The sequence below is a fragment of the Serratia sp. JSRIV004 genome, assembly GCF_019968705.1.
Classification (GTDB): Bacteria; Pseudomonadota; Gammaproteobacteria; order Enterobacterales; family Enterobacteriaceae; genus Chania; species Chania fonticola_B.
Window position 1 is genome coordinate 5083368 of record NZ_CP074140.1, and the last position, 24533, is coordinate 5107900.

Annotated in this window: 30 protein-coding genes; 16 read left to right on the top strand and 14 right to left on the bottom strand. The window is 48.5% G+C overall.

Annotation, left to right across the window (positions count from 1 at the left end):
* Positions 1–1979: 1979 nt before the first annotated feature.
* From KGP21_RS24215 to KGP21_RS24250, 9 genes are all read right to left on the bottom strand, one after another.
* Positions 1980–2873: an alpha/beta hydrolase gene (locus KGP21_RS24215; RefSeq protein ID WP_024531319.1), complete on the bottom strand. Its 894-nt coding sequence runs from the start codon at positions 2871–2873 to the stop codon at positions 1980–1982.
* Positions 2874–3390: 517 nt separating this feature from the next.
* Positions 3391–3522 carry a hypothetical protein gene (locus KGP21_RS29655; protein ID WP_256444949.1) on the bottom strand — a complete coding sequence of 44 codons (132 nt, stop codon included), beginning with the start codon at positions 3520–3522 and terminating at the stop codon, positions 3391–3393.
* 246 nt (positions 3523–3768) lie between these two features.
* Positions 3769–4077, bottom strand: a complete 309-nt coding sequence (locus tag KGP21_RS24220; RefSeq protein ID WP_152529993.1) for a hypothetical protein — start codon at positions 4075–4077, stop codon at positions 3769–3771.
* Between the two features lie 420 nt (positions 4078–4497).
* A complete protein-coding gene (locus KGP21_RS24225) occupies positions 4498–5094 on the bottom strand; it encodes a cytochrome b/b6 domain-containing protein (protein WP_223498438.1) in 597 nt (198 codons plus the stop codon).
* Between the two features lie 553 nt (positions 5095–5647).
* Entirely contained in the window at positions 5648–6193 is a 546-nt protein-coding gene (locus KGP21_RS24230) for an inovirus-type Gp2 protein (protein ID WP_223498439.1), read from the bottom strand.
* A 144-nt stretch (positions 6194–6337) separates the two neighbouring features.
* Positions 6338–6916, bottom strand: coding sequence for an inovirus-type Gp2 protein (locus KGP21_RS24235; protein ID WP_223498440.1), 579 nt, complete (start codon positions 6914–6916; stop codon positions 6338–6340).
* Between the two features lie 169 nt (positions 6917–7085).
* Complete coding sequence (locus KGP21_RS24240) at positions 7086–7682, bottom strand: hypothetical protein (RefSeq protein WP_223498441.1); 597 nt, start codon at positions 7680–7682, stop codon at positions 7086–7088.
* 98 nt (positions 7683–7780) lie between these two features.
* Positions 7781–7987: an AlpA family transcriptional regulator gene (locus KGP21_RS24245; RefSeq protein WP_223498442.1), complete on the bottom strand. Its 207-nt coding sequence runs from the start codon at positions 7985–7987 to the stop codon at positions 7781–7783.
* Positions 7988–8093: 106 nt separating this feature from the next.
* The gene (locus KGP21_RS24250) at positions 8094–8672 is read right to left on the bottom strand and encodes an inovirus-type Gp2 protein (RefSeq protein ID WP_223498443.1); all 579 of its coding nucleotides are present in this window, start codon (positions 8670–8672) and stop codon (positions 8094–8096) included.
* A gap of 565 nt (positions 8673–9237) precedes the next feature.
* On the opposite strand from KGP21_RS24250, the gene KGP21_RS24255 reads away from it, so the two are divergent.
* The 15 genes from KGP21_RS24255 (at position 9238) to KGP21_RS29600 (ending at position 17951) form a co-directional block, all read left to right on the top strand.
* A complete protein-coding gene (locus tag KGP21_RS24255) occupies positions 9238–10194 on the top strand; it encodes a transcriptional regulator (protein ID WP_223498444.1) in 957 nt (318 codons plus the stop codon).
* 108 nt (positions 10195–10302) lie between these two features.
* A complete protein-coding gene (locus tag KGP21_RS24260; protein WP_223498445.1) occupies positions 10303–11178 on the top strand; it encodes a GTPase family protein in 876 nt (291 codons plus the stop codon).
* A gap of 202 nt (positions 11179–11380) precedes the next feature.
* Positions 11381–12085: a transcriptional regulator gene (locus tag KGP21_RS24265; protein ID WP_223498446.1), complete on the top strand. Its 705-nt coding sequence runs from the start codon at positions 11381–11383 to the stop codon at positions 12083–12085.
* Positions 12085–12654 carry a hypothetical protein gene (locus tag KGP21_RS24270; RefSeq protein ID WP_223499718.1) on the top strand — a complete coding sequence of 190 codons (570 nt, stop codon included), beginning with the start codon at positions 12085–12087 and terminating at the stop codon, positions 12652–12654. Before KGP21_RS24265 ends, KGP21_RS24270 begins: the two co-directional genes overlap by 1 nt.
* A 38-nt stretch (positions 12655–12692) precedes the next feature.
* Entirely contained in the window at positions 12693–13145 is a 453-nt protein-coding gene (locus KGP21_RS24275) for a YfjS/YafY family lipoprotein (RefSeq protein ID WP_223498447.1), read from the top strand.
* A complete protein-coding gene (locus KGP21_RS24280; protein ID WP_223498448.1) occupies positions 13142–13594 on the top strand; it encodes an IrmA family protein in 453 nt (150 codons plus the stop codon). Before KGP21_RS24275 ends, KGP21_RS24280 begins: the two co-directional genes overlap by 4 nt.
* 145 nt (positions 13595–13739) lie before the next feature.
* On the top strand, positions 13740–14174 hold the full coding sequence (locus tag KGP21_RS24285; protein WP_223498449.1) for an antirestriction protein: 435 nt from the start codon (positions 13740–13742) through the stop codon (positions 14172–14174).
* Positions 14175–14191: 17 nt separating this feature from the next.
* A complete protein-coding gene (gene radC / locus KGP21_RS24290) occupies positions 14192–14680 on the top strand; it encodes a DNA repair protein RadC (RefSeq protein ID WP_223498450.1) in 489 nt (162 codons plus the stop codon).
* A complete protein-coding gene (locus tag KGP21_RS24295; protein ID WP_223498451.1) occupies positions 14674–14994 on the top strand; it encodes a DUF5983 family protein in 321 nt (106 codons plus the stop codon). Before radC ends, KGP21_RS24295 begins: the two co-directional genes overlap by 7 nt.
* A gap of 63 nt (positions 14995–15057) precedes the next feature.
* Positions 15058–15540 (top strand): hypothetical protein, encoded by a 483-nt coding sequence (locus tag KGP21_RS24300; protein ID WP_223498452.1) that lies wholly within the window; start codon positions 15058–15060, stop codon positions 15538–15540.
* Between the two features lie 12 nt (positions 15541–15552).
* Entirely contained in the window at positions 15553–15888 is a 336-nt protein-coding gene (locus tag KGP21_RS24305; protein WP_223498453.1) for a TA system toxin CbtA family protein, read from the top strand.
* Positions 15889–15965: 77 nt separating this feature from the next.
* On the top strand, positions 15966–16343 hold the full coding sequence (locus KGP21_RS24310; protein WP_223498454.1) for a type IV toxin-antitoxin system YeeU family antitoxin: 378 nt from the start codon (positions 15966–15968) through the stop codon (positions 16341–16343).
* 78 nt (positions 16344–16421) lie between these two features.
* Positions 16422–17279 carry a DUF4942 domain-containing protein gene (locus KGP21_RS24315; protein ID WP_223498455.1) on the top strand — a complete coding sequence of 286 codons (858 nt, stop codon included), beginning with the start codon at positions 16422–16424 and terminating at the stop codon, positions 17277–17279.
* A gap of 116 nt (positions 17280–17395) precedes the next feature.
* The gene (locus tag KGP21_RS24320) at positions 17396–17677 is read left to right on the top strand and encodes a CopG family ribbon-helix-helix protein (RefSeq protein WP_223498456.1); all 282 of its coding nucleotides are present in this window, start codon (positions 17396–17398) and stop codon (positions 17675–17677) included.
* Between the two features lie 139 nt (positions 17678–17816).
* Positions 17817–17951 (top strand): type II toxin-antitoxin system RelE/ParE family toxin, encoded by a 135-nt coding sequence (locus KGP21_RS29600; protein ID WP_245398320.1) that lies wholly within the window; start codon positions 17817–17819, stop codon positions 17949–17951.
* A 291-nt stretch (positions 17952–18242) separates the two neighbouring features.
* On the opposite strand, the gene KGP21_RS24330 is transcribed toward KGP21_RS29600, so the two are convergent.
* The 4 genes from KGP21_RS24330 to KGP21_RS24345 all read right to left on the bottom strand — a co-directional run bounded on the left by KGP21_RS24330 (position 18243) and on the right by KGP21_RS24345 (position 21999).
* Positions 18243–19355, bottom strand: a complete 1113-nt coding sequence (locus KGP21_RS24330; RefSeq protein ID WP_223500374.1) for a M20 family metallopeptidase — start codon at positions 19353–19355, stop codon at positions 18243–18245.
* Positions 19356–19451: 96 nt separating this feature from the next.
* Positions 19452–19913 (bottom strand): YjiG family protein, encoded by a 462-nt coding sequence (locus tag KGP21_RS24335; protein ID WP_115159346.1) that lies wholly within the window; start codon positions 19911–19913, stop codon positions 19452–19454.
* Between the two features lie 16 nt (positions 19914–19929).
* A complete protein-coding gene (locus tag KGP21_RS24340; protein ID WP_155621780.1) occupies positions 19930–20664 on the bottom strand; it encodes a nucleoside recognition domain-containing protein in 735 nt (244 codons plus the stop codon).
* A 531-nt stretch (positions 20665–21195) separates the two neighbouring features.
* Entirely contained in the window at positions 21196–21999 is an 804-nt protein-coding gene (locus KGP21_RS24345; protein WP_223500375.1) for a histidine phosphatase family protein, read from the bottom strand.
* A 420-nt stretch (positions 22000–22419) separates the two neighbouring features.
* On the opposite strand from KGP21_RS24345, the gene KGP21_RS24350 reads away from it, so the two are divergent.
* Positions 22420–23811 carry a Xaa-Pro peptidase family protein gene (locus tag KGP21_RS24350; RefSeq protein WP_223536376.1) on the top strand — a complete coding sequence of 464 codons (1392 nt, stop codon included), beginning with the start codon at positions 22420–22422 and terminating at the stop codon, positions 23809–23811.
* A gap of 44 nt (positions 23812–23855) precedes the next feature.
* Here KGP21_RS24350 and KGP21_RS24355 read toward each other — a convergent pair whose 3' ends face one another.
* The gene (locus KGP21_RS24355) at positions 23856–24515 is read right to left on the bottom strand and encodes a 4'-phosphopantetheinyl transferase superfamily protein (RefSeq protein WP_223536378.1); all 660 of its coding nucleotides are present in this window, start codon (positions 24513–24515) and stop codon (positions 23856–23858) included.
* Positions 24516–24533 lie beyond the last annotated feature (18 nt).

Sequence of the window (24533 nt, forward strand, 5' to 3'; positions counted from 1 at the left end):
CCTGAATTTCAAAAACTCATAACTTGCCCTTTCTCCATAATTGCATTTAGCAATAGGAATATGCTTGTTTAACGTAAAAAAACAGGCAATAACTGCCTGCACTGGAAAAATAAAAACCAAAAGGGGTGTCTTGGTATCTTCGGCATACCAAGAGGGATATTTATACCTGAAAATGAGTATTTTTTTTACTGGAAGTGTAAAGATAAGTTATGGTTTTGTGATTTTTTACTTTGCCAAAGATTTATTTAGGAATAGCAGTTAAAGAAACACCCCTTAACAATTAAAAGTGCACTCATCGAAAACATTGAAGATAATCTTGGTATCTTAAATCAAAAAAAATCCCAAAGCCTTTAGAGGGTTTTGGGATACTTAACCTTTACCGATATAACCAGCCAACATTGATTTAGTTTTCAATAACCAGCGAGAAATCTTAGTTCAGATATGAACCTTGCATCTTTCCTTTGTTCTATTACATCAAGATAAGCCAATTGTACTAATGATTAGACAGTCAAATTGGTACTCGACATAACCTGTTCAGTACCAGGAGCTATCAGGCTTTTAGCATAAACACTACCACTCGGTATAGATAATGGAGAGAATGAACTGATAATAGTGGCCTTCATTTCAAGCTCCACAAGCTAACGTTAATCATTCATATCAAATCGATAATCACACACCCGCTGGCTTAAGTTATTTAAGTCCCCCTAAGGTAACGGAGTTAACGGAGCAGTTGGTATCTGTCTTAAAACAGCATCGACAGAATCGAACGGTCCGCCGTTAAAACATATTCTCGCTGCTGGGGCATGTGTATGTACTGCATTGACAAGTCGTTCGAAGAGCGGAAGGTATTCTTCAACAGTACGAACACCAGCACCAATCAGAACACAGTGACGACGCCTTTCCATGAGAAGGCTTAAGAGTGTAGCTTCAGCAGTCCGAGCACTATCGATTAGGCCCAGTTCGACCTCATAGCCAAGAGATTCAAGTCTTTCTTTATCCGCATCAAAAACTGCGAATAGTTTCTCAGCGGTAAGGCCCGGCCACTTGCTATAATCTACAACTCGCGGATTCCACCCCACAAGGAGTACGCTATATCTTTCTTCCACTATATATCCTTAGATTATCAAAATCACTGAAGAACTCCGTACGCACAATAGCTCACTTTAATTCCAACACTACCGCCAACATTAATAATACTAGAGCGCAGCATGGCAATCATGTATTTAGCTAACGCATCTCTAACGCCATAATCATTCAACAACTCACCACACAAAATGTCAATTATATAAATTGATTAAAAAAGAGCAATTTATATGCTTCAATTTTTCTTATGCATATATATATTACCTCATACCATACTCAATCAAAGGAAAACTTGATGTCCATGCATAAAATAGCATTACTTATTGCCGTTTTTTTACTCCCCATAAGTTCAGTGAACGCATCTTAAATAGGAAAGGCATCTAACCTGGATATTTCTGTACCTATTGCTGCATTGTCAACGCTAACCACATCCTTCACTCCACTTAGTGGTTTAAAAAAGGTAACCAGGGGTACGCAGATCGGAAATCTCGAAATTCTTACCACTGGTGCAGGTTACATTGGTACTATCACTATCAAGCCCGTCATCGGTAATAATTATCAACTGCTCGGGGCGACTACAGGAAGCCTTCTCCCCTTTAGAATAGGAACCTCAGGAGGAGCAGTGACTTCTGCACTTACCAGTGCCAATCATACAACAACCCTCACATCCCATACCAACAGAGAAACTATAATAAACGTATTTTCTGCAAATGCTGCCGGTAGCTTTGCAGCCGCAGATGTCTACACAGGCGCTTTCATCGTTTCGGTATTTAGCAGGCAATCCTTTTCTTATGATATTTTGAGGTTATAAAGGCTATTTCCATACCTATAATTTCCCTGCCTGTAAAGGGTGGTAACTTCCTGGTTATCACCCTTTACTTTATCAATACGTATTTTTATTCATGTAAGTGTTTTTGGATAAAATAAGCACCTTGCTCCAATGAAGCCATGCCCTCCTCCAGGATGGGAGCGAACAGTTGCCATACATGAGGCATACCATCGAATATTTGCAAAGTTGCATCGACACCTGCTTCGCGCATCCGTTCGACGACTGTCACCGAATCATCCCTTAGCATTTCCCAGCTCCCCACGTGAACCAGCGTTGGAGGTAAGCCAGCGAAATCCGCATAGAACGGAGTTACATGTGATGATTTGAGATCGCCCCCAATCCCAACATAGGATTGGAATAAGAATTCGAGCAGTTGAGGAGTCAAGAACGGATCATCCGTTACCTCTTGGTGGGAGATGCCTTCACATGCTAAATCCAGCCCTGGTGAGATCAGGAATAAGGCACCGGGCATAGGTAAGCCCTCAGCCTTCGCGCGAACCGCTGCAGCCAGCGCTAAATTGCCACCAGCAGAGTCACCGGCCAAGGCGATTTTTCGCGCTGGATAGCCTTGCTCTAATGCCCAGCAATATGCAGTAAAGATATCGTCATGCGCCGCCGGCGCAGCATTTTCAGGTGCCAGACGATAATCGGGTACCAAGACCGCACTGTGGCTTATCTGGGCCAGATAGCTGGTGATCACACGATGGGTGCTGCTTGAACCGATGACAAAACCGCCACCATGCGCATAAATGATCAGGTTATCGGTATATTTCCCATGGGGCCGTAGAAACTCTGCGCTAAAACCAGCCAAACTCAGACGCTCGATTGAAGCAACATCTGCGACAGGTATCTGCGCCATCGCTGTTTCCCACCAACTACGCAACTCGTCGGGTGTGGCGTTTTCCGGCGGAAGATTCTTTTCATTTTGTTCTAATATAGCGTTAAGTTGCAATTGGGACATTGTGGAGCTCCATTTCAGCAGGTTACCAAATCTCTCGTGTAATTTTCACTTTCATGGTTCAAGAATCGGTGATGATAAAACACATAGCCATTAATATTCAACCATGATTGAATGTTAATTTTTTGATAGGAAGGGGGGGAAAGGTATTCCTTGCCGATCAGAATGTTAACAACCTCAGTCGTATTAGCCGTAAAACACCCGTAAAAGTTGTTCTGACCGGCGGATCTTCTGGTCTTACACCAGGAAAAAGTCAATGCCATAGTCGTGACCGGTAATTTTCTTCAGGCTAAAGCCCACAAGAACTAAAATACTGGTAAGTCCGTTTGGAACCCTACCCATAAAGATGGAACCCAGAAAATCACAGGTTTCAAACTCCAGGCCCTCCGGGAACCAGGAGGTACGATGGTGCCTTCTCCTTCATCAGATAAAAATGAGCGGAAAAACACCTATCCCGTGTGGCAAAAGGTTTCCCGCTCGGGTAGATAAAACAACAGTGCTACATCGTGCTACCAGGCCATCAACTCTCCGGTGGTTCTGATTCATCTCGACGGGTGGCTACCACGCGGCCCAGGCCCAGCATCTGCTGCGCCTGGTTGATAACCTCGTCTTCTTTCAGGTTGTGCCGCTCACCAAACAGGTGCTCCGACACCAGTTAACCGAAATGCAACGATTCGATATTGCCTCTGTTAAAAATGGGGGATTACCGATAGGGTTGGACAGGATTTAAACCCTATTTTCAGCGTCGGTCATAAGCAATCCGTATTGCTTCGGCTACCGAAACTTCGATAAATAGAGAGCTCACTAGAAACCATCACAGCTTGTTCCAAAAAGTGTTGCGCCCCGCAACGGTGTATGTTTTTTAACCGACAAATACGAAACACAGTACGCCCCGCAATCACTGCCTGTAATCAGCCCGGATCTCCGCCATCACTTGTGCAATCTGTTCCACGGATGCTCGTTTACGCTCCTGCTGAACAACACGCTGAGCAGGCTCTGTACCAGTGTGACTCTGTGGTGAGTGCGGTTGTTGCGCACGCTTTGCCACACTTGCTGTCGAATTAAATTGCCCGTTTCTCGCTCGCTTCAACGTAGCTAGCAGGTAGGCAATCACATTTTTTATCTCACCGGTACCAACGCGCTCCGCCACGTCATCCAGAACTTGCTGCCCCAATGGCTCCGGCAATGCGCGCAATTGTGGTTCCACATTATCCCTGTCCGCCGCAACCAACGCTGACGGCCAACGCAGACGAGGCTCACTCTTGCTTGACGGCCCTACGTACGTATCTTTTACACACTGTGTAAAACTACGTACGTAACAGTTCGGATCCCGAACTCTGTCGGGATCCTTTGTTTCTCCACTGTGGAGTGAAATGGGTGTCAAGGGTAATGGGGCCGGTTGCCTATGGCAATCTCCATTAAACGGATTACACATGGCATTCTTACTGTTTACTTCAGCTTACGACTTGGTTCCCCCCGTAACACTGTCACCAATGAGGCTGAGGGCATGCGACCAACACCGGAGAATAGGTATTGGTCTGTGCTGATATGATTCCTGATGAGACTCAAGTTAATACAGCCTTCTCGGTGGCGTTTAAATACATCAAATGAACCACCATTCCGGGCATTAAAAGAGCTCGCGTGGCCGACGCTGCCAATACCACACGGCAAAGTGGAGTAACCCCATCCCACCATGCGCAATCAAATAAACCTCAATCAGTCCGGTTAATGTCTGATGCCAATCCTTGACGATGGAAGCTAACGGGGAGCCCATTTGCCACAGTACAAACCAGCTTGCTCCGGAAAGCACCACCAGACTGAGCGCGCCCAGACCTAATCCTTGTACACTGGTCGCCAATCCCTTGGGGTTGGCTTCGGGCAATTGGCGTTTCAACAAGGTATGGATATCCTGCTGGAGCTGGGCAATATCGCCCCACAGGTAAGGATAAAAATAACGTAAACCGCGTCGTCTCAAACAATACCCAATCAGTACGACACTGAGCGCAAGTAACGTAAGGCCAATACTGGTATGCATCAGGGTAAAGAAACGTGGTATCGTCGCGCTGGCCAGCTGCTCTGTTGCTGTCAATTCCATACCATTACTGTTGAGTATTTGACCCACGATCAAAAAGGCTATCAGTATATGCAGGCACCGCAAAGACAGCGGTTGATAAAGTGAAAGGAAATGCCAGAATGTCCGTCGCGATGTCGGTGCTTGTTGCATGATGCTCCCTTGTATTTTACCGGCTCTCGTGCCGTTGTTGTTAAATCATAGCCTGATTTAAAACAATGGGTACGGGTCTATGGCGTCAATTGCATCAAAATCGGGGGCGGGTATGGTCTGATCGTTACAACATTTCTGCTCAATTCGAAGAACGACTAGGCCTGTGTGTCAACACCGCCCCCCTTGTCAGGGGAAATACCCTGACCGCCCACGGCCCCCAGATACCCATTTTTCATTTAGCGTTACTTTCATTCCACTACAGCGTTGCAGGTCGCTACACCTCTCATCATAGATATTAACGACACGGTAGAGCAATGAGCGTGTAACGTGGATAAGCACAACTCACGCAGATAACCTTCCCCGCACGTCGTTATTCCCGGTAGGATAATCTCTCACCGTCAGACTTCGCCAAGAACGATTATCGAATTTATTCTTAAAAAAAGAACAAATGACAGTGTCCGCAATTGCCAGTACACCTCACCCTCTGTTGCATTACCGGGTCTGCGACCGTTGATCATGACAATTCAGATAAACCGATTACTGTTGGTCTGCGTTACACGTTGCTCCGGTAGAAGGCAACAGGCGCAGGAAGTTGCCTGGCGATACTTCTCAGTACTTCGTGTTGCGCAGTAAATTTGGCCGGTATTGTGCGACAGGCCAAAAAACACGGTTCTGATGGAAAGAAAACCTGCGGCTCCGTTGTAAACGGTGTATCACCGTGGGTAGCAGCCCATGCCTGGCGAATGAGAGCCAGGACCGTTTCCTCGCCTTCCTGCTGTTGCCTGCAACAGAACGTACTGAGATTGAGCATCAGCATGACCTGAATATCGCGTGAGGAACCCACCCCCCATAATATCCTGAGCATAGTGGGTGGTACTGCTTTGCCTTCTGATTGCCGTATCTCGATGTATTGATGGGTCATCTGCTGAAGCGCATGAATAAATTGCACGACAGCCTCTTCAGGAAGTCGCAATGCGTCAACTTCGGGTTGTCGCAAGCTAAACCGAAAAGCCGCCAGTCGTGGATAATGGTCAATGGCTGACTGTAGTTCACGATGGATCAACTGCACATCTGTCAGTTTTTCATTAAGTCGTTCCATGGGATATCTCTGGTCGGGGTCAAAAGAAGGGAGTGCTACGTAATTAAATCGTGAGCACGTCGATATGCCCCAGGCTTCCTGAAGCAGCTACGCTGACAGCGGATATCAGTGGCGTAGTCACGCCACTGCAGGCCTTTAGCATATTTAGCTGATCGCTGGCGGAAGCCGTGGACGACCCGTTAGCGGGCGTTCAGGCACCTCGTTACAGCCGTGAAGTAACAATCCCTCTTTCTGCTGAGTTTTAGTCAGATATTCCAGTACAAGCCGGATGTTAGTGATGCTGTCTGGATCGTTGTAGTGCACCGGGATATTGATATTGGCCCTGTAATGCTCTTTAAATTCACAGCGATGATGCCAGCCATCGCCATCGGTAATAACGCTCCAGAACTCACCCGCTTTCTCTGCCCAGGGGTAGGGAGTTTGGGTTCGATTACCATCCAGCCAGAAGACCACATGACCATGGAAGTGATGATCCTCAGTCCACTCGATGACCCAGAAGTATCCTACTACGGCTCGCAGGCTCATCATTTTGTCCATCAGCAAGTGGATATCCTTTTCCAGTTGACGGTGAGATTGTTGATAATATTTAGCTGTTCCGTTCTGATAGAACAGATCTATGCGGATAGCCCGCAGGCAGGCATACCGATTTATCATGCTGTCTGTATGCCAGTTCAGGACAGACGACAAAAACCAGTCTGGCGTCCAGGTTAGTTTAGTATTCATATGATTAACTCTTGATAGCTGGTTGATACCAGTAGGAGAGATGAAGCCAACCCCTTGAGGAGGTGCGATTGACAGGATGATCTGCAAGGAGTTACTGAGATGGTTGTAAAAAGGGAGTGACTATTAATTATATTAATTTTAACTCCCTGAGCAGAACAAGGCATGAAACTCAAGTCAGCGGATCGAGGGCAGTGCGGTAGGCAAAAGTGATGTACTCATCCACGATGCCGGTTAACGCGTAGTGCTCAGACTGCCGTTCGTTAATCCAGTGATTCACTTCTTCTTCAGTTTTAATCTTCAAATTTTCAGTCCAGTCAGCAAAACCATTCCCCAGCATCAAATCGTACCAGCACAGCCAGACAAGCTTCAGACGCAACTCTGTTCCGCTAAATTGCCTGAATAGGCTGATAAGCTCATTTGCCAGCGAGCGTTGTTTTAAACGCACGCATTCAGAAAGCAGAACCCCCTCCAGCATGGGGTGATGAGCCAGCAGGTGCTCCTGTGTACACAGACTGACACTCAGATCATCCTCCAGGGATAGTGGTGCTACCGCTGCTTTACCGTAAATGATTCGGTGCAGGCACTGCGGAACAATCGCAATAGCTGGCGCTTTCCCCGGGAACGTTAGACGGCCAACCGTCAGGGTATGATGGTGGTATATATTCTGGTGACACATGCCCGACCTGACTGTCAGCTTCGTAAAATCCGTCAGCCAGGTCTGGTAATATCTGTGGAGTTCTTCGTAACGGGATTTATTGTCTTTCATGGTGCATATTCCTTCATGACTGGAATGACAGGCAGCAGAAAACCTCCGGGGTAGCCGGATAATTATTTTCATGCTGCGGGTTTAGTTAGGGGAGAGGTTTATTTGCGGGACTGGTTAATGCGGTCCTGAAGCCAGGCTTCCACTTCACTTTTTAACCAGCGGGAACTACGACCCAGCTTAATTGGCTTCGGGAAGAGACCATCTTTAATCAGTTTATAAAACCACTTATCGGTGAGTCCGGTCAGGGTTGTGATAAATGCCATGTCGACAAACTGGTCTTCAAGCAGGGAGGGTTTGATTGTCATGGTTGAGTTCTCCGATTTAAAAGGTAAGTCGGAGTGGTTGTGAATGACTGTTACCCCTGCTCCGACATACCAACCGGTGAATCTGTAAAAAGTTAGTGAAGGTTGTTCAGCGTATGCGTGGTCTACCTCGCTTGCTTTTTACCGGTATCACGCTTTTACCCGCGATGATACCATTTTCCTTTTGCTCACATTTAGCCAGATAGCTAATGACATAACACAAATCATCGATCTCGTCCGTATCAAAATGTCGGATCACCTTGCCAATTTTGACTTCGTAAATATCTTTAGGGACGCAAAGGTGATGATATCCATCATTATCTGTTACTTTTTTCCAGATGCTGCCCATCGCTCGGGATATCGGATAATGACAGTTCTGAAACTGCCCATTCAGATAGCAAACAAAATGGACATGAAGTCCTTTTCTCTTCGTGTACTCTATCACCCAGTAATAGCCCACTATCGGAAGAGATTTTTCGAACTCTTTAATCAACATTAGGACCTCGTTATACATTGAGTGTCTGCAAGCATGACCAAAGCTTGCTGAACTCTTTTTATATGCAAAGTCGATCCTGAAAGGTAGTAGTTTTGAAAAACGTTGGAACATCGCCTCCATATGCGTATTGATATCAGTCAACAATAGACCATCCATTTCATACTTTGGGTTGGCGTTATAGGGTCTTTTCATTTTTCCTCCTTGGTATTGGTTCAAAGGAAGAGGTAGTCCTGTAATTTTTACTTGGATAAGTCGATAGGTTTATCCAGTACATGCTTATAATCTTTTACGTATACGGGATGCGATAGGTATATGTACTTCTTTTAATAATATTAATTAACCTTAATTCCATACCTTTGCCACTAACCGTTCTCGGTCGTTTCTGCCATCGCAAAAAAACCACTGACGTTCCCTGTTTCCCATCCGGTCAGCATGCCGACCACAGAGGCCGCTGGACACCCCACAACGGTAAGCGCAGGCTCAGCTCATTCCTTTCCCCTACCCGGAACAACAACGTCACAATCCCCCTTCCGATAACATAATCAGGGCGTAACCCTTACCCTGCCTGGTTTTTGACGATTGGCAACAGGATAAAAACAGCTAAAAATCATTAACTAATCAGTTGTTAATCACGATAAACAAAGATATCAATACCTATTTCTCATCAATCAATTAGCAATTAATCACTTAGTGACTATGCAGAGCACACCTTTTTATGTGTAAGATAAGGAATCTGAATACGAACACTGAGGGAAAAATGATGGCGGAAGAGAAGGCAAAAGTCAGAAGCAAGGACGGGCGGGTCTGTCGTTTTTACGCACAGCACCTAGCGAATAAGTACCCTGGTGAGTTTCCCACATACGATCCGGGCAATGCTGAGAATTGCCTGCGAAACGTGAATGCGTTCCTGGAAAAAAAATACACATTTGAGGTTTCACATAATCAAGAAGTCAATGAAATCGAAATTATGGCGGGCTACGCCATTCTGCCTGATGAGGCATTTTCATGGCTGAAAAACAACGAACAGGCAACCTTCTATCTCTGGGCAGTGATTTATCTTGACACTAACAATTATGCCCCTTTCCTTCATCCCGCTCCAAATCAAACTTTAGTAAGGAAGCCGACTTTGAATAATGGCAACACGAAGATAAACACCTATAAAGCTCTCGGACTGGGGGAGTCCCCGGCCACACATCAGGAACGACTTCGCACCCTCAGAGACTATTTCGATGGTGCTCATAGTCTGAATCAACAGGGAGGTAAAATGGCGCATCTGGAAATACTGAAACAACAGTGGTTAGATAATTGCCGCAGGCCTCAGCGCTTTACTTGGCTTAATGCCGATGATGAAGACATGTGCCGCTGGTTCTGGTCGAGAATAAAAGAAAAACAGGCTGAGACACCTGGGAAAATCCTACCTGTCACGCAGTTTTTTACCCCATCCTCCTCCCGTGACTATTATCTGTCCGCCCTCGCTGCCTGGGATTTATGGCAGGCTCCGGAAGACACTCGGGAACTGTTCAAGTCACGAATAAACCACTCATGGCATCAGCAAAAACAAAAAGAAAAATATCGGAAGGACGATAAAAAAGCCATCAACACCTACATCAGGAAAGAGGTCAAGGAGATGCTCGATAACATCGCCCAAGAATATAACCTGAGACTGAGTGACGTGCTGGAAATGCTTATTACGGAGAAATATAACGCCATGTGATTATCCCGCCCCTCGATTTAAAAAAATCTCAGACAGATATTACCTTTGTGAACCGTACCCAATACGTCATTGTATTGGGTGTTTTGTTTTTCTGTCTGAGGTCGTTTCATGAAAAAATCAGAAGGTTTTCAGGCCATCGAAAAGCCGCTGGCATCGCTCCCTTATGCCATTGGAAAACATATTCTTGACCATATTCAAAAGCTCACTCACTACGAACCGGTCATCGGCATCATGGGTAAAACAGGTGCGGGAAAATCGTCGCTCTGCAATGCGCTGTTCCAGGGGGAGGTCACGCCCGTCAGCGATGTCGACGCCTGCACACGTGAAATGCTGCGATTGCGTTTGAGCAGCAGTGACCACAGCCTGATACTTGTAGATCTACCCGGTGTAGGCGAGAGTAAGCAACGGGATAAAGAATATGAATCTCTATATCGCAATATTCTCCCTGAGCTGGATCTCATCCTGTGGGTTATAAAAGCTGATGATCGTGCTTTTTCAGTGGATGAACACTTCTACCGACGAGTGATGACGGGTTACCAACAGCGAATACTGTTTGTCGTTAACCAGGCCGACAAAATAGAGCCAAGCCATGAATGGTATGTCACCGGCAATGCGCCATCACCGCATCAGTTGGTGAATATTGAGGCAAGGTTGGAGTCCATTCGCCAGCTATTTTCACCGCATCATCCGGTGTGCGCCGTTTCCGCCAGGACAGAATGGAATTTGCCGTCAATGGTCGAAACCATGATGGGTTGCCTGCCGGACCGTGCTACCAGCCCACTGGCGATGCAACTGCAGGGGAAGTTATGCAGTGAATCGGTAAAAAAGCAGGCACGTGAGGGCTTTGGGAGTGCAGTGAGTGAGGTGTTTGGTACTGTGGAGTCGTCGTCTTTTCTGCCTGCTCCTGTTCGAACTGTTATTCGCACTGTGCGGGAAGCAGTGGTGACGCTCGCCCGTACCGTCTGGGACTGGATTTTCTTCTGACAAACCTCGCATGACGGACACTCCCTGTCCGATTGGCGCTCAATTAATAAGCGGATAATCCTCTGGTAACGCTTAAGGGCGCATCACAACTGTATTCGTTGTACTGAAAAAATACGCCTTCCTGTGTCCATACCCTGTCCTCCCCCTTCGTTACACTAATCACTTAATTTTCAGCCTATTAACAGGATGGAGAATACCTCTCATGTCCCAGACTGAGCGTCGCCATGAACGGCTGGCGGTCCGGTTGTCTCTCATTATCAGTCGTCTGGTAGCAGGCGAAACGCTGGATATGCGCCTTCTGGCAGCAGAGTTTGGCGTGTCGGTCCGTACCCTCCGCCGGGATTTTCGTGAGCGGCTGATGTATCTGGATCTGGAATATCGCGACGGTACTTGTCGCCTGCTCTCTGGCAGTCATCAACGTGAACTGGCGGTAATGACTTTTGCTCGCCAGTCGGGAGTGGAGGCTTTGTTTCCTGATATGGATAACCATATGGTTAGCTCACTGTTGAGTGGGCCTGGTGAGTCTCCATGCCTTATATGGTCAGAGTCGGTGCCATTGTCACCATCCCGGCCAGGTATCTTTACGAGGCTTGTCAGAGCTATATCAGAGCACCGTCGAGTGACGCTGCTAGCTGAGGGTTGTCGTTGCTCAGGGCTTGCGCCTTACCGCCTCGTACTCTGTAACGGGTACTGGTACCTGACAGGTGAGCATCAGCATCGCGTGGCGGTGTTTCCGTTAAACGATATCCATGCTGTTACCTTCCATCCGGCACTGTTTGTGCCGGAAATTCAGATTCGCAACGTACTCGCTGACCCGGGTTTTCTCAGGGCTCTGCCTCACTTTCGCGTTTTTCACTCACTGCTCGCCAGCACCGGCGACAGTCTTTTACCTCAAAAGGAATCATGATGATGAAATTACTGGCTACAACAGCATTTGCTCTAAGTCTCTGTACCGGCGCTGTCTTCTCGGCTGCCGCTGAAAACACCGTGGGTACAGTCAAAGCCTGGTCTTATATGCAAGCGGATGGCTGGAAATCTGACGATGGCATGGACAACAACACCCTGCATAACATGCTCTATCAGGCCACGGTGATCGATAACTATCCGTGGACAAAACAATTCCTGCTTCGCCAACGTGGCGGCGGTGCCTATTTTCTCGCCGACAAGAAAACGCATACTGTTCGCAAGCTGAATGTAAAACCTGCCAGCGGCTACTACTCGGATCTGACCTCCGTCTATCAGGGCGAGGATCAGGGGAAAGGGTGCTATTTCACCATCATCGACACTCAGTATCAGTTGGAACTGGCGAATGAACCGCACAACACTCAGGTGCTTGCCGCAATTCCAGAAAACTGCGTCAACAAAAAGCAACAGGCTGCTTTGGCTGCGAAGCGTTCTGCACCAGAGCAAAAACTGCAGCAATGGGTAACCCAACAGAGTCTGGCTGAACTGTGTCGCCGCACTGGCAATTGCTGACGCAACGGAAACAAGACTGAAAACAAGGAATGAGCACCATGAAGAAATTGTACCCGCATATGCTTGCTATTCTGGCGGTTATCGGTGCCATGAGTATCTCTGGCTGCGACAGTAAAGAAGATGCTGGAGTGAAAGCGATAGCCAGATTTAAGGACCTCACTCCACCACCATTCAGCAAGGTTGTATCGCATCAATCCGATATTGCTCAGGAGTGGGTGAAAAAGGATGCCTTTGGCACACCGCAATACACAGTGTTGAAAACCCGTCAGTCACCGGAGGACTGTAAGTCAGGTAATTATTACTACATTGCTGATATGCAGCAGAAAACGGTGCAGCCTCTGATGGCTGCCTTGTGCTTGGCAGATAATATCACCCTGACTTTCCGGATTGAGACCGACAGCTACACTGGCGAAAAATCGGTAGTGTATTCGCATGATGGCAAGGAAATGGGAAAACTCTATCTGCCGGAGAATCAGGAGAAAAATCCATGAATAAGAAGCTGAAAGGCATGACCTCAGTTACAGTCCTGACTCTGAGTTTGCTGGCACAGGCGCAGGCCAATGAACAACGCTATATCAGTATCCGCAACACGGATACGGTCTGGGTGCCAGGCAATGTTTGCGTCTACCAGTTCCGTCTGGATAACGGCGGCAGCGGCGAGGGCTTCGGCCCGCTGACCCTTTCCCTGCGTCTGAAAGACAAAAGTGGCAACACACTGGCGATGGGGAACATGGAGGTAGCCGCGTTTGGTGACAGTGATACCACGCGCTCTCAGGAAGCATCACTGGAAAACGAATGCGTGGAAAACGTCAGTTCAGTCGAAGTCATGAAGGCAACAGAAGAGCGTAACGGTTATCAGGTTGACCTGCCGCTGTCTATATTCGATCCACAATATTACCAGCCACTACCGGTATCGGTTGCCGGGAGTAAGGCATCATAACTGGCTTAGATTTTCATATGCCAGACCTCGGGTGAGCCGTCCCCGTAAGCGCCCACTGACTTTTATCACACACATCATGAACAGGCCCCGGTTTTCCGGCGAGGCCTGTTTTATTATTTATCGATAATAAATAAGGATATTTTTCATGAATACGCATTCTGCCCCGTCTACGGCAAGCTCGGTGATCGCCACTAGGGTACCAGGCGACCAGCGCTCTCGTTTCTGGCCGCAGCACTTCGGCAGCATACCGCAATGGCTCGTTCTGGAGCCCCGCGTTTTCGGCTGGCTGGACAGACTTTGTGTGAATTACCACGGTGGACTGTGGGATTTCTACATGCTCAGTAACGGCGGTGCTTTCCTGATGCCAGATACCGATAAGGAGTATGTGCTGTTCAATGCCCTCAACGGCAACGGGGCTACAGTGGGCCAGGAGGCTGCGGGTATTACCGCCTGCCTAATGGCCTACAGCTACCATGCTTGCCGGACCGAAAGCGAGGCCATGACCGATCACTTCTACCGGTTACGAGAATACGCGCTGCACCATCCTGAAAGCCGTGCCATCTTCGTCCTAATCGACTGAACTTCCGGAGGTTTATCATGCTCCCCCCCCAGATGCTCACATCCCCGCCGCACTTCACCGCCGATCAACAACAGGTTATCAGCCAGGCGTTAGCAATACTCGAAACCCAGTTGCAGCACCGGCCCTATACCTTTAGCTCACCAGAGGCGGTCAAGGCCTGGCTTCGACTCCATCTTCAATCCCAAAGTCGCGAATGCTTTATGGTGCTGTACCTGGACAATCGCCATAGGCTGAAGGCCAGTGAAACCGTCTCGGTCGGAACGTTCAATGCCACCATCGTCCATCCTCGTGAAATAGTGATCCGAGCATTACACCACCAGGCTGCCGCGGTGATACTGGCCCATAATCATCCGTCGGGAGATCCCACTCCCAGTGAGGCCGATCGTACGCTCACCGATAGGCTGATCAATGCGCTCGACATGGTTGATGTCCGCGTGCTGGATCACCTGATTGTGGGGGACGGAGATCTGATCTCACTGGCCGAACGAGGGTGGTTGCTATGTTAGTCACCACACCCATGATACTTCGTGGTCTGCAATGCAGTTCGGCCCATATCAGTGAGGACGACAATACACTGCTGTACAGGATCTCACACTGTCAGGATGAGTTCAGTGATGGTGAGTGGATCCACTTTTCGGGGACCGGATATTTGATACGCCTGGATGCCTGGAGCCATCCGGTGTTGCAACTCAAACGACTGGGGCTCTCCAAGACTTGCCGCCGTCTGGTCATCACGCTGATGAAACGCCATCAACTGACTTACCTGCATATTGATGCTCTGGGTGATGTGTTGCCTGACTTTGTCACCTTCGGCTGGTAATACAGCCCCACACTCAACGTCCTACTCTCGCTTTACTCCTCTATTTTCAAAGGAAATCCTCTGATGAATAAAAGCACATCGCCCGTGCCTGGCGTATTCCATTTTCTGCAACACAGCAACGTATCATCACACGACTGGCAAAGGATAGGCCAGGCCATCACCACCGCTTACCAGCAACTGTGTCAACGCCCTGATACGTTGGGGCTAGCCACAGCACCCGTTATCTGTGAATACACGGGTAAAAAACCATACCAACTCGACGACAGCCTGATGGGATTGGACCTGATCGGTTTTAACGGGGAAAGGGCCAGCCAACTGGCCGGTGATCCCTTTATGCTCTACCGACGTCAGACACCCCATGCCTTGATCCGCTGCGATACGCGAGGCTATCCCTACCACTGGCTGGTGATGGCTGCACTGTTGCTGGCCAATACGCAATGCCCCAACACCTGGACGATTGAATCTGACGTACCGTTAAAACAACGGCGGAAAGTCGCCCACTGGCTGAGCTATCACTGCAAGTTACCAGTTTCTCCGCTCTGTTAAGGAACCCCGTTTATGAAGACCATGAACAAACTCCCCCACACCCCGTCCAATGCCAGTCCCGCCTTTCTCGAATACCAGCAACTGCTTGCCTGGTTGCTGGCTCACTGTTACGGCCTGGAGCTCAATGACACGCCGTATCACGACGATCAGGCGATTACCCAACAGATTGAGTATGGCGTCACGGTACGCGAAACCGTCAACGAACTGGTGGAGAAATTTGACCTAGTACGTATTGACCGACCTGGATTCAGCCTTATGGCACAAGATCCGACTTTGAGCGCCGGTGACATGCTCTGCGCCCGCAGCGCACGGGGATTACGCAGCCCGGTGATTCGCCGCCTGGCTTGATTATTCCCCACTAACCCCACTTTCCCCCTACGCCAGCCTCGACCGCTGGCGTTTTACTTTTTCAAGGATATTCAGCGATGAAAGAACCCGTTCTCAATACCGATAATAACGCAGCCCCACTCACCGACGAAGACAACATACCGTCACCCGTCTGGGGCTTGCACTGTGCCATTACTCCCCGTCTGGGAGCAAGGCTGGTACAAAAAGGTAACCGCCTGCATTTTCTACCCGACCGCGCCGGCTTTGTCGGTATGTTCTCCCCTGATGCGCTTAAAACGCTGGATCGCGCCTTCCCAGTGCTGATTAAACTGTTGGAAGCCTGTCTGCGCTCGGGTGAGCTCGACCAGCGCCGCCAGCACTGCGTTACGGTGCAGCACGCTGGTTTTACCTGCGAAGCCGATACCTTGGGTAGCTTTGGCCACGTCTATCTGGCGGTCTATCAGACACCGACATAAAGCCGTAACGAACTCATCTTCCAATCTTTATACCTGCTTGCCATGACGCAGGCATTTTGTTTTTAAGGAACCCTAACAATGTCAACAGCATTGAATACCGTGATTGAACCCGATGTGTTAACCGACCACACAGAGATTATCTGCTCCACCAGTATTGAACGTATCGTCACCGGACGTAACGCCGCGCTGACGCAAATTGAAGCCCTTGTTCACCAGCTTGAGGATATCTCAACCATCACCAACAGCATTGGCGGTGGAGTAGCAAGGGACTGGGCAATGAAACAAGACTTCCGCTGCGGTTGCTGGCTGATGGAAAAAGCCGAAACGGCCATGCCCGTGATCACCCGTAATCTCGACCGTAGTATATGGCGAGTTCTGATGAAACGCTCCGGAATGCTTGCGATCATGGATGCGCAGGCGCGTGATCAATGGTACAGAAACCTGGAGGGCGACAATATTCCGGCTATTAGCGACGAGAGTATCTACAGCACATTCAATCAGTTGCACCGGGACAAGGGAGAGGTATTTGAGCGGGGAGTGATCAACGTGTTCAAGTCGCTCTCCTGGGACTACAAGTCGAATCACCCGTGTAAATTTGGCAAGAAAGTGATCGTCAACAGTTTGGTGAGTCACAACCAATGGGGATTTACGCTGAACCACAGTTATCGGCGGGATCAGTTGGCCGATCTGGAGAGGATGTTACATTTACTGGATGGCAAAGCGATCCCTGATAATCGTCAGGACGTCACCGCTCGGCTGTATGAACATATCCGCGCTACACCGCAGAAAGCTGAGGTTTATGAAGATGAGTATTTTACAATCAGATACTTCATGAAGGGCACAGCACACCTTACGTTCGGAAAGCCTGCGTTGATAGACAAGATGAACGATATCATCGCCAAACATTACCCAGGCGTACTGCCAGAACGGCTATAACCCTGCCAGCACAGTAGTAAGCAGAGTTGAGACAATAGGCAACGGTTTCCTAACCTCAACATTGTCTGTTGCTCTCTTATTAACTATGATTACATTTTAATCACAAAGAGAAACTTATGGGACAATCACCAACACGCGTTATCACTGCCCATGTTCCTGCTGAAATGGTAGAGAAGTTCGACGAACTGGCTGCAAATTATGATCGTTCCCGTGGCTGGATAGTCAAACAAGTCTTGGCTGCGAACATTGAGCAGGAAGAGAACCATCATCAAATGATCTTGCGGGGGCTGGCTGATGTGGATGAGAGCAGAGTGGTGGAACAAACAGATGTATTGAAATGGATAAATAGTCTGAACATTGACACGCCACTTCCTGTACCACAGTCAGGGCAAAAGTAATGCAGGTGGTTTGGTCAGATCATGCGTTGCAAGATTTAGAGCTGTTGCGCTTCTTGATTGCCAACGTAAATCCAGAAGCATCTGCGCAGGTGCTTCAATCGTTGGTGCTTGCCCCGTAAACCTGCTGACGCATTCACGTATGAGACCCGCACTGGCAAGATATGAACCACGGGAAGTACGTCGCTTGAACATCGGTAACTATGAAATTCACTACGAACTCAGAGTTAACGCGCTCTACATCTTACGTGTTTGGCATACGCGAGAAAATCGGTAAGATAGCACTCTGCATTAGACTCGCTACCAAACAGGTAAAGAAATAAAGAATCGAACACGATGCCTACGCGGTTTTTTTCACTTCACTTGACGTCTTCTATCACAGCAAAACCCCGATGTGGTTCCCAAAAAACACTCACAGGGACTGCGGGTACAATTGAGGGTACATAAATAATCAAATCAAAAAATAAATTTAAATATTAATAAGTTACATTGAAATATCGATTCCGAGTCCGGGCACCATGATTTAGAAGAACCCGCCTATGGCGGGTTTTTTGCTTTCTGACAGAGGTTACAGCGTTTCTATCACTCGGCGCAAAAGACGCACTCGGGGTTCGATGCTGGACAACTCCAGATATTCTGCCGAGCTATGGAAGCCAGCGCCAATTGGACCAAAACCATCCAGTGAGGGGATACCAAGCGCGGCGGTATGGTTGGCATCAGAACCACCACCGACGGCCTGCCAGCGAACGTCAATATTCTCCAACCTCCCCGCAGACTCCACCTTCGCCATCAGTTGTTCGGTTTTTTCTGAGGGTGACATGGCGGGCACATGAGCCTGTAATGTCACATTGAGGCGAACATCGGCAGTAAAGCAGTGAGGCGTCGTGGTTCGCATTAGCCGGTCAACACGCTCAAATTCGTCGTTCTGCCAGAAGCGGACATCAATTATCGCTTGCGCGTAGTCCGCAACTACATTGGCCGCAGAACCTCCACTCACCACTCCAACGTTCAGGGTCGTCCCCAGTTGCGCATTGGCTAACTGGTTAAGATGAAGTATCCAGTGGGCCATTTCATTGATTGCGGAACGCCCATTCTCAGGATCGTTACCAGCGTGGGTGGCGACACCGTGAAATTCCAGCTCGTAGCGAGCCATTCCCTTGCGGGCCTTGACCAGTGAGCCATCCGCACGGGCGGCCTCGCACACCAACACGCAGCGGCTGCGTTTCGCCAGTGCGCCAATCCATTCATGTGAATAAACCGAACCCGTCTCCTCATCAGGGTTCATGGCAATCGCGATAGAGAGACGCTCTTTCGCCTCTGCAGACAGTTCCCTCATTGCCCAAAGAATATTAAGGAGCCCGCTCTTCATATCCGCCACACCGGGGCCATAGGCGCGATCCTCCTTAATGCTCATAGGGCGCATCGCTACGGTACCTACTGGGAAAACCGTATCCAGGTGACCTACCAGTAGCACATCAAAGTGTGGACTATTGGGTTTGTTGGCAGCAAAAACGCCGGGCCCCACTTTATCGCCAAGATCGACAATTTCGCTGTGCCAGCCGAGCTGCTGATATTTCTCATGCATATTGGCAGCAACGGTGGCAACTCCTTCCAACGTATTGGTACCGCAGTCCACATTAACCAAGGAGGCCAATTCTGCCAGATAGTCGTCTAATTGCATGGTGTTTCCCCTGTTCTTTTGTGCAGGCTGTGCGTGCACTGAAATTAAATCGCAGGAGAGTACGATCTCGCACTCGCCCTTCAGGTCGCACTGCTACTAGATAAAAATGTGCATCAGCAGCATGGCTCCGAATGCATTCAGTACCGAGATGGCTATCATCAACGGGATCAGTTTGGCGTTGGTGCCAATGACCCCAAGGATACGTCCGGCATACTGGATCTGGGACCCCATCAGATAGATGGCCGGTGCCAGGATAGCCAGATGTTCTCCCGTCAGGATCCCGCTATCGAACAGGCTAACGGCTACGCCGATCCCACCGCCCATTGACATCCAGCCGCCAATCAGGACCGCTGCCGCCTCGCCCGGCAAGCCGAACAGCTGCATCAGGGGAGCAAAAATGAAAGCCAGTCCGTCCAGTGCGCCAGTGATGGTGAGCGCCTTGATCACCACAAAGGCCATCAGAACATTGGGCAACGTACTGGTTGTGGCAATGGCCCAACCTTTACGTGCCCCGGCAACAAAAACATCGGTGATCATGGGTTTGGATTCAGTCGTCATGCTCATGGTGATCTCCCTATGCCTTGTGGATTTCAGAAGATGCGTTATCTTGACGACGCATTTTCAGCAACAAACGTAAAATATTCGCGCCAACGATTTTCATAAAAAACATCACGAGGATGCAAAGGCCGATTGAGGCGGGAACAGCCAGGGTGCCGTCAGCGGCAACCAAAGTGAACAGAATGGCACCAGAGGAGAAAAAATTGGTGATCATGGCACCTGCAGAGAACTGAAACATGGTGAAAACGTCTTTTTCATTCTCTGTAATCTGTGCCTCATCAGCCAGTTTGCGCGTTAGTGAGGCGCCAACATCCGTGCTCTGCAGGCTGCCAATCAGTGCCAAACCGGTATTACCACGCAGCCCCAGCAACGGGCGCAACAGTGGGGTTAACAGTTTACGTGCTGCATTCAGCGCACCGTAGTGCTCCAGTACATTGATCATGCCAAGGGCAAACATGACAGCAGGTATCAAGCCGAAGGCGAAGAGAAAACCGTCCATGGCACCGTTACCGCCGGTACCACGAAAGGTACTGTTGGAGACGTTTAATGCCTCGTTGCTTTGAGTCACACCACTGACGACCCGTCCGAAAGACCCGTTCAATGTCGTGAAATCAAACACGCCATACCATTCTTTACCGCCGAGAAGCCCGGAAAAGAATACCATGGCAAAAAGTAGCGCCACGTAGGCTCCCCAGCGAACGGGAGCCGTTTCTGTTGCAGATGAGGTGATATTTTGTTGCTGTCCGCTCATGCTATTTCCTTATCAGAGTGTCACAGAATAACCCAGTGCTAGTTATAACAGCATCGGCTTATGAATGGTCTACTGTGCGTATTTTTTGTACATGAGTATCCTGATGGCGATCAATAAATCCGGTGCAAAGATAAATTTAACTTATAAAGCATGACGTTGTTGGCATTTTATTCTGTTCAAAATAACGATTTATTAATGAAGTTATGACAAAATATGTTCATGTATTACCAAGTGTGTTCACACCATAGTCTGATTTAGTATGCTCATAACATTGCCAACTGATGCATTATTCTGCCCAACAGGGTTGTGCTTTTTTGTCACTTGAATTTTAATATTTAATTAAATTAGCAGAATTATATTTACTTTGAGACACACGCCTCAAATTAGGTTGCCACTACGTGACAGAGCGTTTTCACTGCTAATCTAGGTACCGTCGTGTATATCCATAGACCCTGCCTTGATAAAAACAGGCGGCATGATTGTCTATGGATACAGAGCATTCTATTTAATTTCCTTTAGCTCATCGCCCAATCAGAGCTTTGCACCTTTTTCTACATAGCTCATATCACCCAGTTTACCCACGGTAAACTCACCGTTTTTATAAGTAATCTGCGTAACACTAGCATTAGAGAGTGGCGCAACAATGGGTGTAGAGCTCATATCCGCTACCATTGCCAGAATAGCGGCTCCATGTGAAACCAGGAGTATGTTACCGCCCCCTTGAGCTGCCGTTTCTTCAGCGATAGCTTTTAGCTCTGATTGCATACGTGCTTTGACGGTGGCAAACGTTTCAGCTTCACCGCTGGTATCGACCAGAGCAACACCGCCGAACATCTTGTCAAATGGCAACTTTCCATTGGCAAAATCACCGAATAGCACTTTTTCCGACTCATAGCCAAGCTTGGTGGCGATGGCTCCCCACATATTGGCATCGAGATCGCCTTCGTAAATACCAAAGCAGAACTCACGCAGTTTCTCACTTTCGACGATGTCCAACGGCTGCCCTTTTGCGGCTAAAATAATACGTGCAGTTTGACGAGCTCGCCCCAGATCGCTGGCATACACCTTTTTGAATTCAACCTCTTTCAGCCCCTTGCCAAGTTGTTCAGCAACCGTCACGCCTGCGGTAGTCAATGGGGTATCTGCCCACCCCTGAACCCGATGTACGGTATTAAACATGGTTTTCCCATGGCGGGTGACATAAATGGTGACTGTATTATCACCTGCTGTTTCAGCGTAAGCCAACAGCGGACTAAAAATAAGTGAAGACAATAGAGCAAGTAATAGTGAAAACCGTTTCATGGTTATTTCCTCAATGGTGTTGGTTTGTATCATTGTTAGCCTTCCGTAGATGTCCCCTATCTCCATCCATAACTCTTTCGTTAGTTATTCATATTTCATCATTGCCTTCTTTATCCGTTACCGGAATGCCCTCTGCTACCTGCTTGTTGTATCAACTGATTTTCAGGCAAAAAAAAACCTAAACCTCTGGTGGCGTGCTAGCTAATAGCCAACACCACCAGAGGTTTAGGTTTTGCCTGTTAAACAGTAACAATCCTAATTTACAGTCCAATACGCTATCAGTTTGATAAATGAATGCAAGAAATCAAATCGTTAAAAGTAGAAACTGTGATCAAATTAACGTTAAGCTGATTTTTAGCTGTTTAACACTGCGAGATAAGTCTCAACTCTATTTTCAATGTTATGGCCTGATCAACAGGCTGTACGAACTCCCACTCGGCAAAAGAGGATCAGATGAAAAACCAGCAAGTAAGCTTAAAAACCATCCCAGAGCCGCAAAAGGACTGTTCTGGCGTACCCGTTGCACTAACGGATGAAACCATCCAACAAAGAAAAGCCAACATCCTCAGCAGGATGAAGCAGCGTGGGCTTGATCAACTGGTGATTTACTGTGATGTCGAGCACGGTGGCAATTTTGAATATCTGGTCGGCTTTTTCACCCGTTTTGAAGAGGCCTTATTGATTATCAACGCCGATGGCGAAATGACGCTGGTGCTGGGAAACGAAAATCTCAATAAGGTCAGCAAAGCGCGAATTCAGGCCAAGGCGGTGCATCTTTCTCAATTTTCACTGCCGAATCAACCCGGTAGAAGCGATAAGTCGATTAAGGAACTGCTGGTTGAAGCCGGCATTCGGGAAAATGCCCGCACCGGCCTGGTTGGCTGGAAGATGTTTACCAGCGGGCCAGAGATCGACAAGAAAATCTATGATCTCCCCTCATTTATTGTCGATACCCTCCGCAACATTGTCGGTGATGAAGCCTGTTTATCCAATGAGACCGACTTGTTTATCGGCGAGCACGGGGTAAGAACGGTCAATAATGCCAACGAGGTGGCCCACTACGAATATGGGGCCGCATTAGCCTCCGATTGCATGCTGGATGCGATGAATAAGCTGGCCCCAGGCGTCACAGAACAGCAGTTAGGGGATTGCCTGGTGCGCTTTGGCCAGCGCCCGAGTATCGTGACCATTGCTGCCAGCGGCCCACGCTTTATCAAAGGTAACCTGTTCCCAACCGACAACACCGTGAAGTACGGTGATACGATTTCGCTAACCGTAGGCTACCGCGGCGGGGCCTCCAGCCGGGCGGGTTATGCGGTCAATGCCAATGGTGAGTTATCAACAGAGGCGAAAAACTATCTGGATGCGGTCGCCAAGCCCTACTTCTCTGCCTATGCCCACTGGCTCGAAGTGATTAGCGTTGGCATGCGTGGCGGCGAGCTGTTCGATCACGTGGAAGCAGTCTTACCGCGCTCAAAGTACGGTTGGTCGCTGTGCCCAGGGCACCTGACCGCTGAAGAAGAGTGGATGTCTTCGCCCATTTATCAAGGCTCACAGCAAAAGCTGTTGAGCGGCATGATCCTGCAGATTGATATTATCCCTTCAGTGCCCAACTTTGGTGGCGTTTCTGCCGAAAGCACCGTGCTACTGGCGGATGAACAGCTGAAATTGGAGCTCCAACGCCAGTATCCGCAGCTATGGCAGCGGATGCAGCAGCGTAGAAAATACCTGGTCGAAACGTTGGGGATAACGCTGTCAGCAGATATCTTGCCGATGTGCAGCACGGTTGCCTATTTGCGCCCTTATTTGCTGGACAAAGACAACGCCTTTGTCTGCCAGAGCTGAGCGTGCAGCCCGTATGGCTTTGGTAAAGAACGGCAACGACCCAATCAGGCCAACAAAGTGTCAAAGGCTAACGAAAACAGTGCGGTTTCATAGGATGTTGAGGCGCTGGATAAGACGTATTCCTCCCCAATGTCCTGTGAGTACAAGTACCAACGTTTTTCAGCCACGTAGACGGTTAAGCCATTGGCAAAAGGGTGAGGTAAGGTAAACGTGGTCGGAGATAAAGAAAAACCCCGGCCATCCGCTTTTATGATGGCCTCTTTCAACGACCACAGACGAAAGAAATCAACGTTTTCTCCCTGAGCGAGTTGTGTAAACTCCTCAGGAGTGAGCACATCCTGGTAGTCATGTATGTCAATCGGGACTCTCTTTTCCACATCAACGCCAATCTCCCCCTGCGTGGTATAGGCACATACGGCCCAGGACCCCGCATGGGAAAGATTAAATCCCCCTTTCATCCCCATCACAGCAGGTTTGCCATAGCGGTTATAGTGCAGTTTAGGAAAATGACTTCCCTGATACCCTTCATGTTTTTTTAATGCATAACGTAGCAGCATTCTCCCTAATAATGACCGCCGTTTGTCGTCATCAAATCTAAACCGATCGAATAGGATCCGTTGGTCTTTATCAAGATAATCCCGCTGCGAATAAAGCAGTTCGCTGCTTAGCTCGTCAATACGAGAGCAGTAGATATAATTGGTCATGTTGTTTAGCCCTTCACC

Coding starts and splice junctions, on each gene's coding strand:
- KGP21_RS24215 (WP_024531319.1), bottom strand. CDS start 2,873: ATGTCCCAATTGCAACTTAACGCTATATTAGAACAAAATGAAAAGAAT.
- KGP21_RS24225 (WP_223498438.1), bottom strand. CDS start 5,094: ATGCAACAAGCACCGACATCGCGACGGACATTCTGGCATTTCCTTTCA.
- KGP21_RS24230 (WP_223498439.1), bottom strand. CDS start 6,193: ATGGAACGACTTAATGAAAAACTGACAGATGTGCAGTTGATCCATCGT.
- KGP21_RS24235 (WP_223498440.1), bottom strand. CDS start 6,916: ATGAATACTAAACTAACCTGGACGCCAGACTGGTTTTTGTCGTCTGTC.
- KGP21_RS24240 (WP_223498441.1), bottom strand. CDS start 7,682: ATGAAAGACAATAAATCCCGTTACGAAGAACTCCACAGATATTACCAG.
- KGP21_RS24245 (WP_223498442.1), bottom strand. CDS start 7,987: ATGACAATCAAACCCTCCCTGCTTGAAGACCAGTTTGTCGACATGGCA.
- KGP21_RS24250 (WP_223498443.1), bottom strand. CDS start 8,672: ATGAAAAGACCCTATAACGCCAACCCAAAGTATGAAATGGATGGTCTA.
- KGP21_RS24255 (WP_223498444.1), top strand. CDS start 9,238: ATGATGGCGGAAGAGAAGGCAAAAGTCAGAAGCAAGGACGGGCGGGTC.
- KGP21_RS24260 (WP_223498445.1), top strand. CDS start 10,303: ATGAAAAAATCAGAAGGTTTTCAGGCCATCGAAAAGCCGCTGGCATCG.
- KGP21_RS24265 (WP_223498446.1), top strand. CDS start 11,381: ATGTCCCAGACTGAGCGTCGCCATGAACGGCTGGCGGTCCGGTTGTCT.
- KGP21_RS24270 (WP_223499718.1), top strand. CDS start 12,085: ATGATGAAATTACTGGCTACAACAGCATTTGCTCTAAGTCTCTGTACC.
- KGP21_RS24275 (WP_223498447.1), top strand. CDS start 12,693: ATGAAGAAATTGTACCCGCATATGCTTGCTATTCTGGCGGTTATCGGT.
- KGP21_RS24280 (WP_223498448.1), top strand. CDS start 13,142: ATGAATAAGAAGCTGAAAGGCATGACCTCAGTTACAGTCCTGACTCTG.
- KGP21_RS24285 (WP_223498449.1), top strand. CDS start 13,740: ATGAATACGCATTCTGCCCCGTCTACGGCAAGCTCGGTGATCGCCACT.
- radC (WP_223498450.1), top strand. CDS start 14,192: ATGCTCCCCCCCCAGATGCTCACATCCCCGCCGCACTTCACCGCCGAT.
- KGP21_RS24295 (WP_223498451.1), top strand. CDS start 14,674: ATGTTAGTCACCACACCCATGATACTTCGTGGTCTGCAATGCAGTTCG.
- KGP21_RS24300 (WP_223498452.1), top strand. CDS start 15,058: ATGAATAAAAGCACATCGCCCGTGCCTGGCGTATTCCATTTTCTGCAA.
- KGP21_RS24305 (WP_223498453.1), top strand. CDS start 15,553: ATGAAGACCATGAACAAACTCCCCCACACCCCGTCCAATGCCAGTCCC.
- KGP21_RS24310 (WP_223498454.1), top strand. CDS start 15,966: ATGAAAGAACCCGTTCTCAATACCGATAATAACGCAGCCCCACTCACC.
- KGP21_RS24315 (WP_223498455.1), top strand. CDS start 16,422: ATGTCAACAGCATTGAATACCGTGATTGAACCCGATGTGTTAACCGAC.
- KGP21_RS24320 (WP_223498456.1), top strand. CDS start 17,396: ATGGGACAATCACCAACACGCGTTATCACTGCCCATGTTCCTGCTGAA.
- KGP21_RS29600 (WP_245398320.1), top strand. CDS start 17,817: ATGAGACCCGCACTGGCAAGATATGAACCACGGGAAGTACGTCGCTTG.
- KGP21_RS24330 (WP_223500374.1), bottom strand. CDS start 19,355: ATGCAATTAGACGACTATCTGGCAGAATTGGCCTCCTTGGTTAATGTG.
- KGP21_RS24335 (WP_115159346.1), bottom strand. CDS start 19,913: ATGACGACTGAATCCAAACCCATGATCACCGATGTTTTTGTTGCCGGG.
- KGP21_RS24340 (WP_155621780.1), bottom strand. CDS start 20,664: ATGAGCGGACAGCAACAAAATATCACCTCATCTGCAACAGAAACGGCT.
- KGP21_RS24345 (WP_223500375.1), bottom strand. CDS start 21,999: ATGATACAAACCAACACCATTGAGGAAATAACCATGAAACGGTTTTCA.
- KGP21_RS24350 (WP_223536376.1), top strand. CDS start 22,420: ATGAAAAACCAGCAAGTAAGCTTAAAAACCATCCCAGAGCCGCAAAAG.
- KGP21_RS24355 (WP_223536378.1), bottom strand. CDS start 24,515: ATGACCAATTATATCTACTGCTCTCGTATTGACGAGCTAAGCAGCGAA.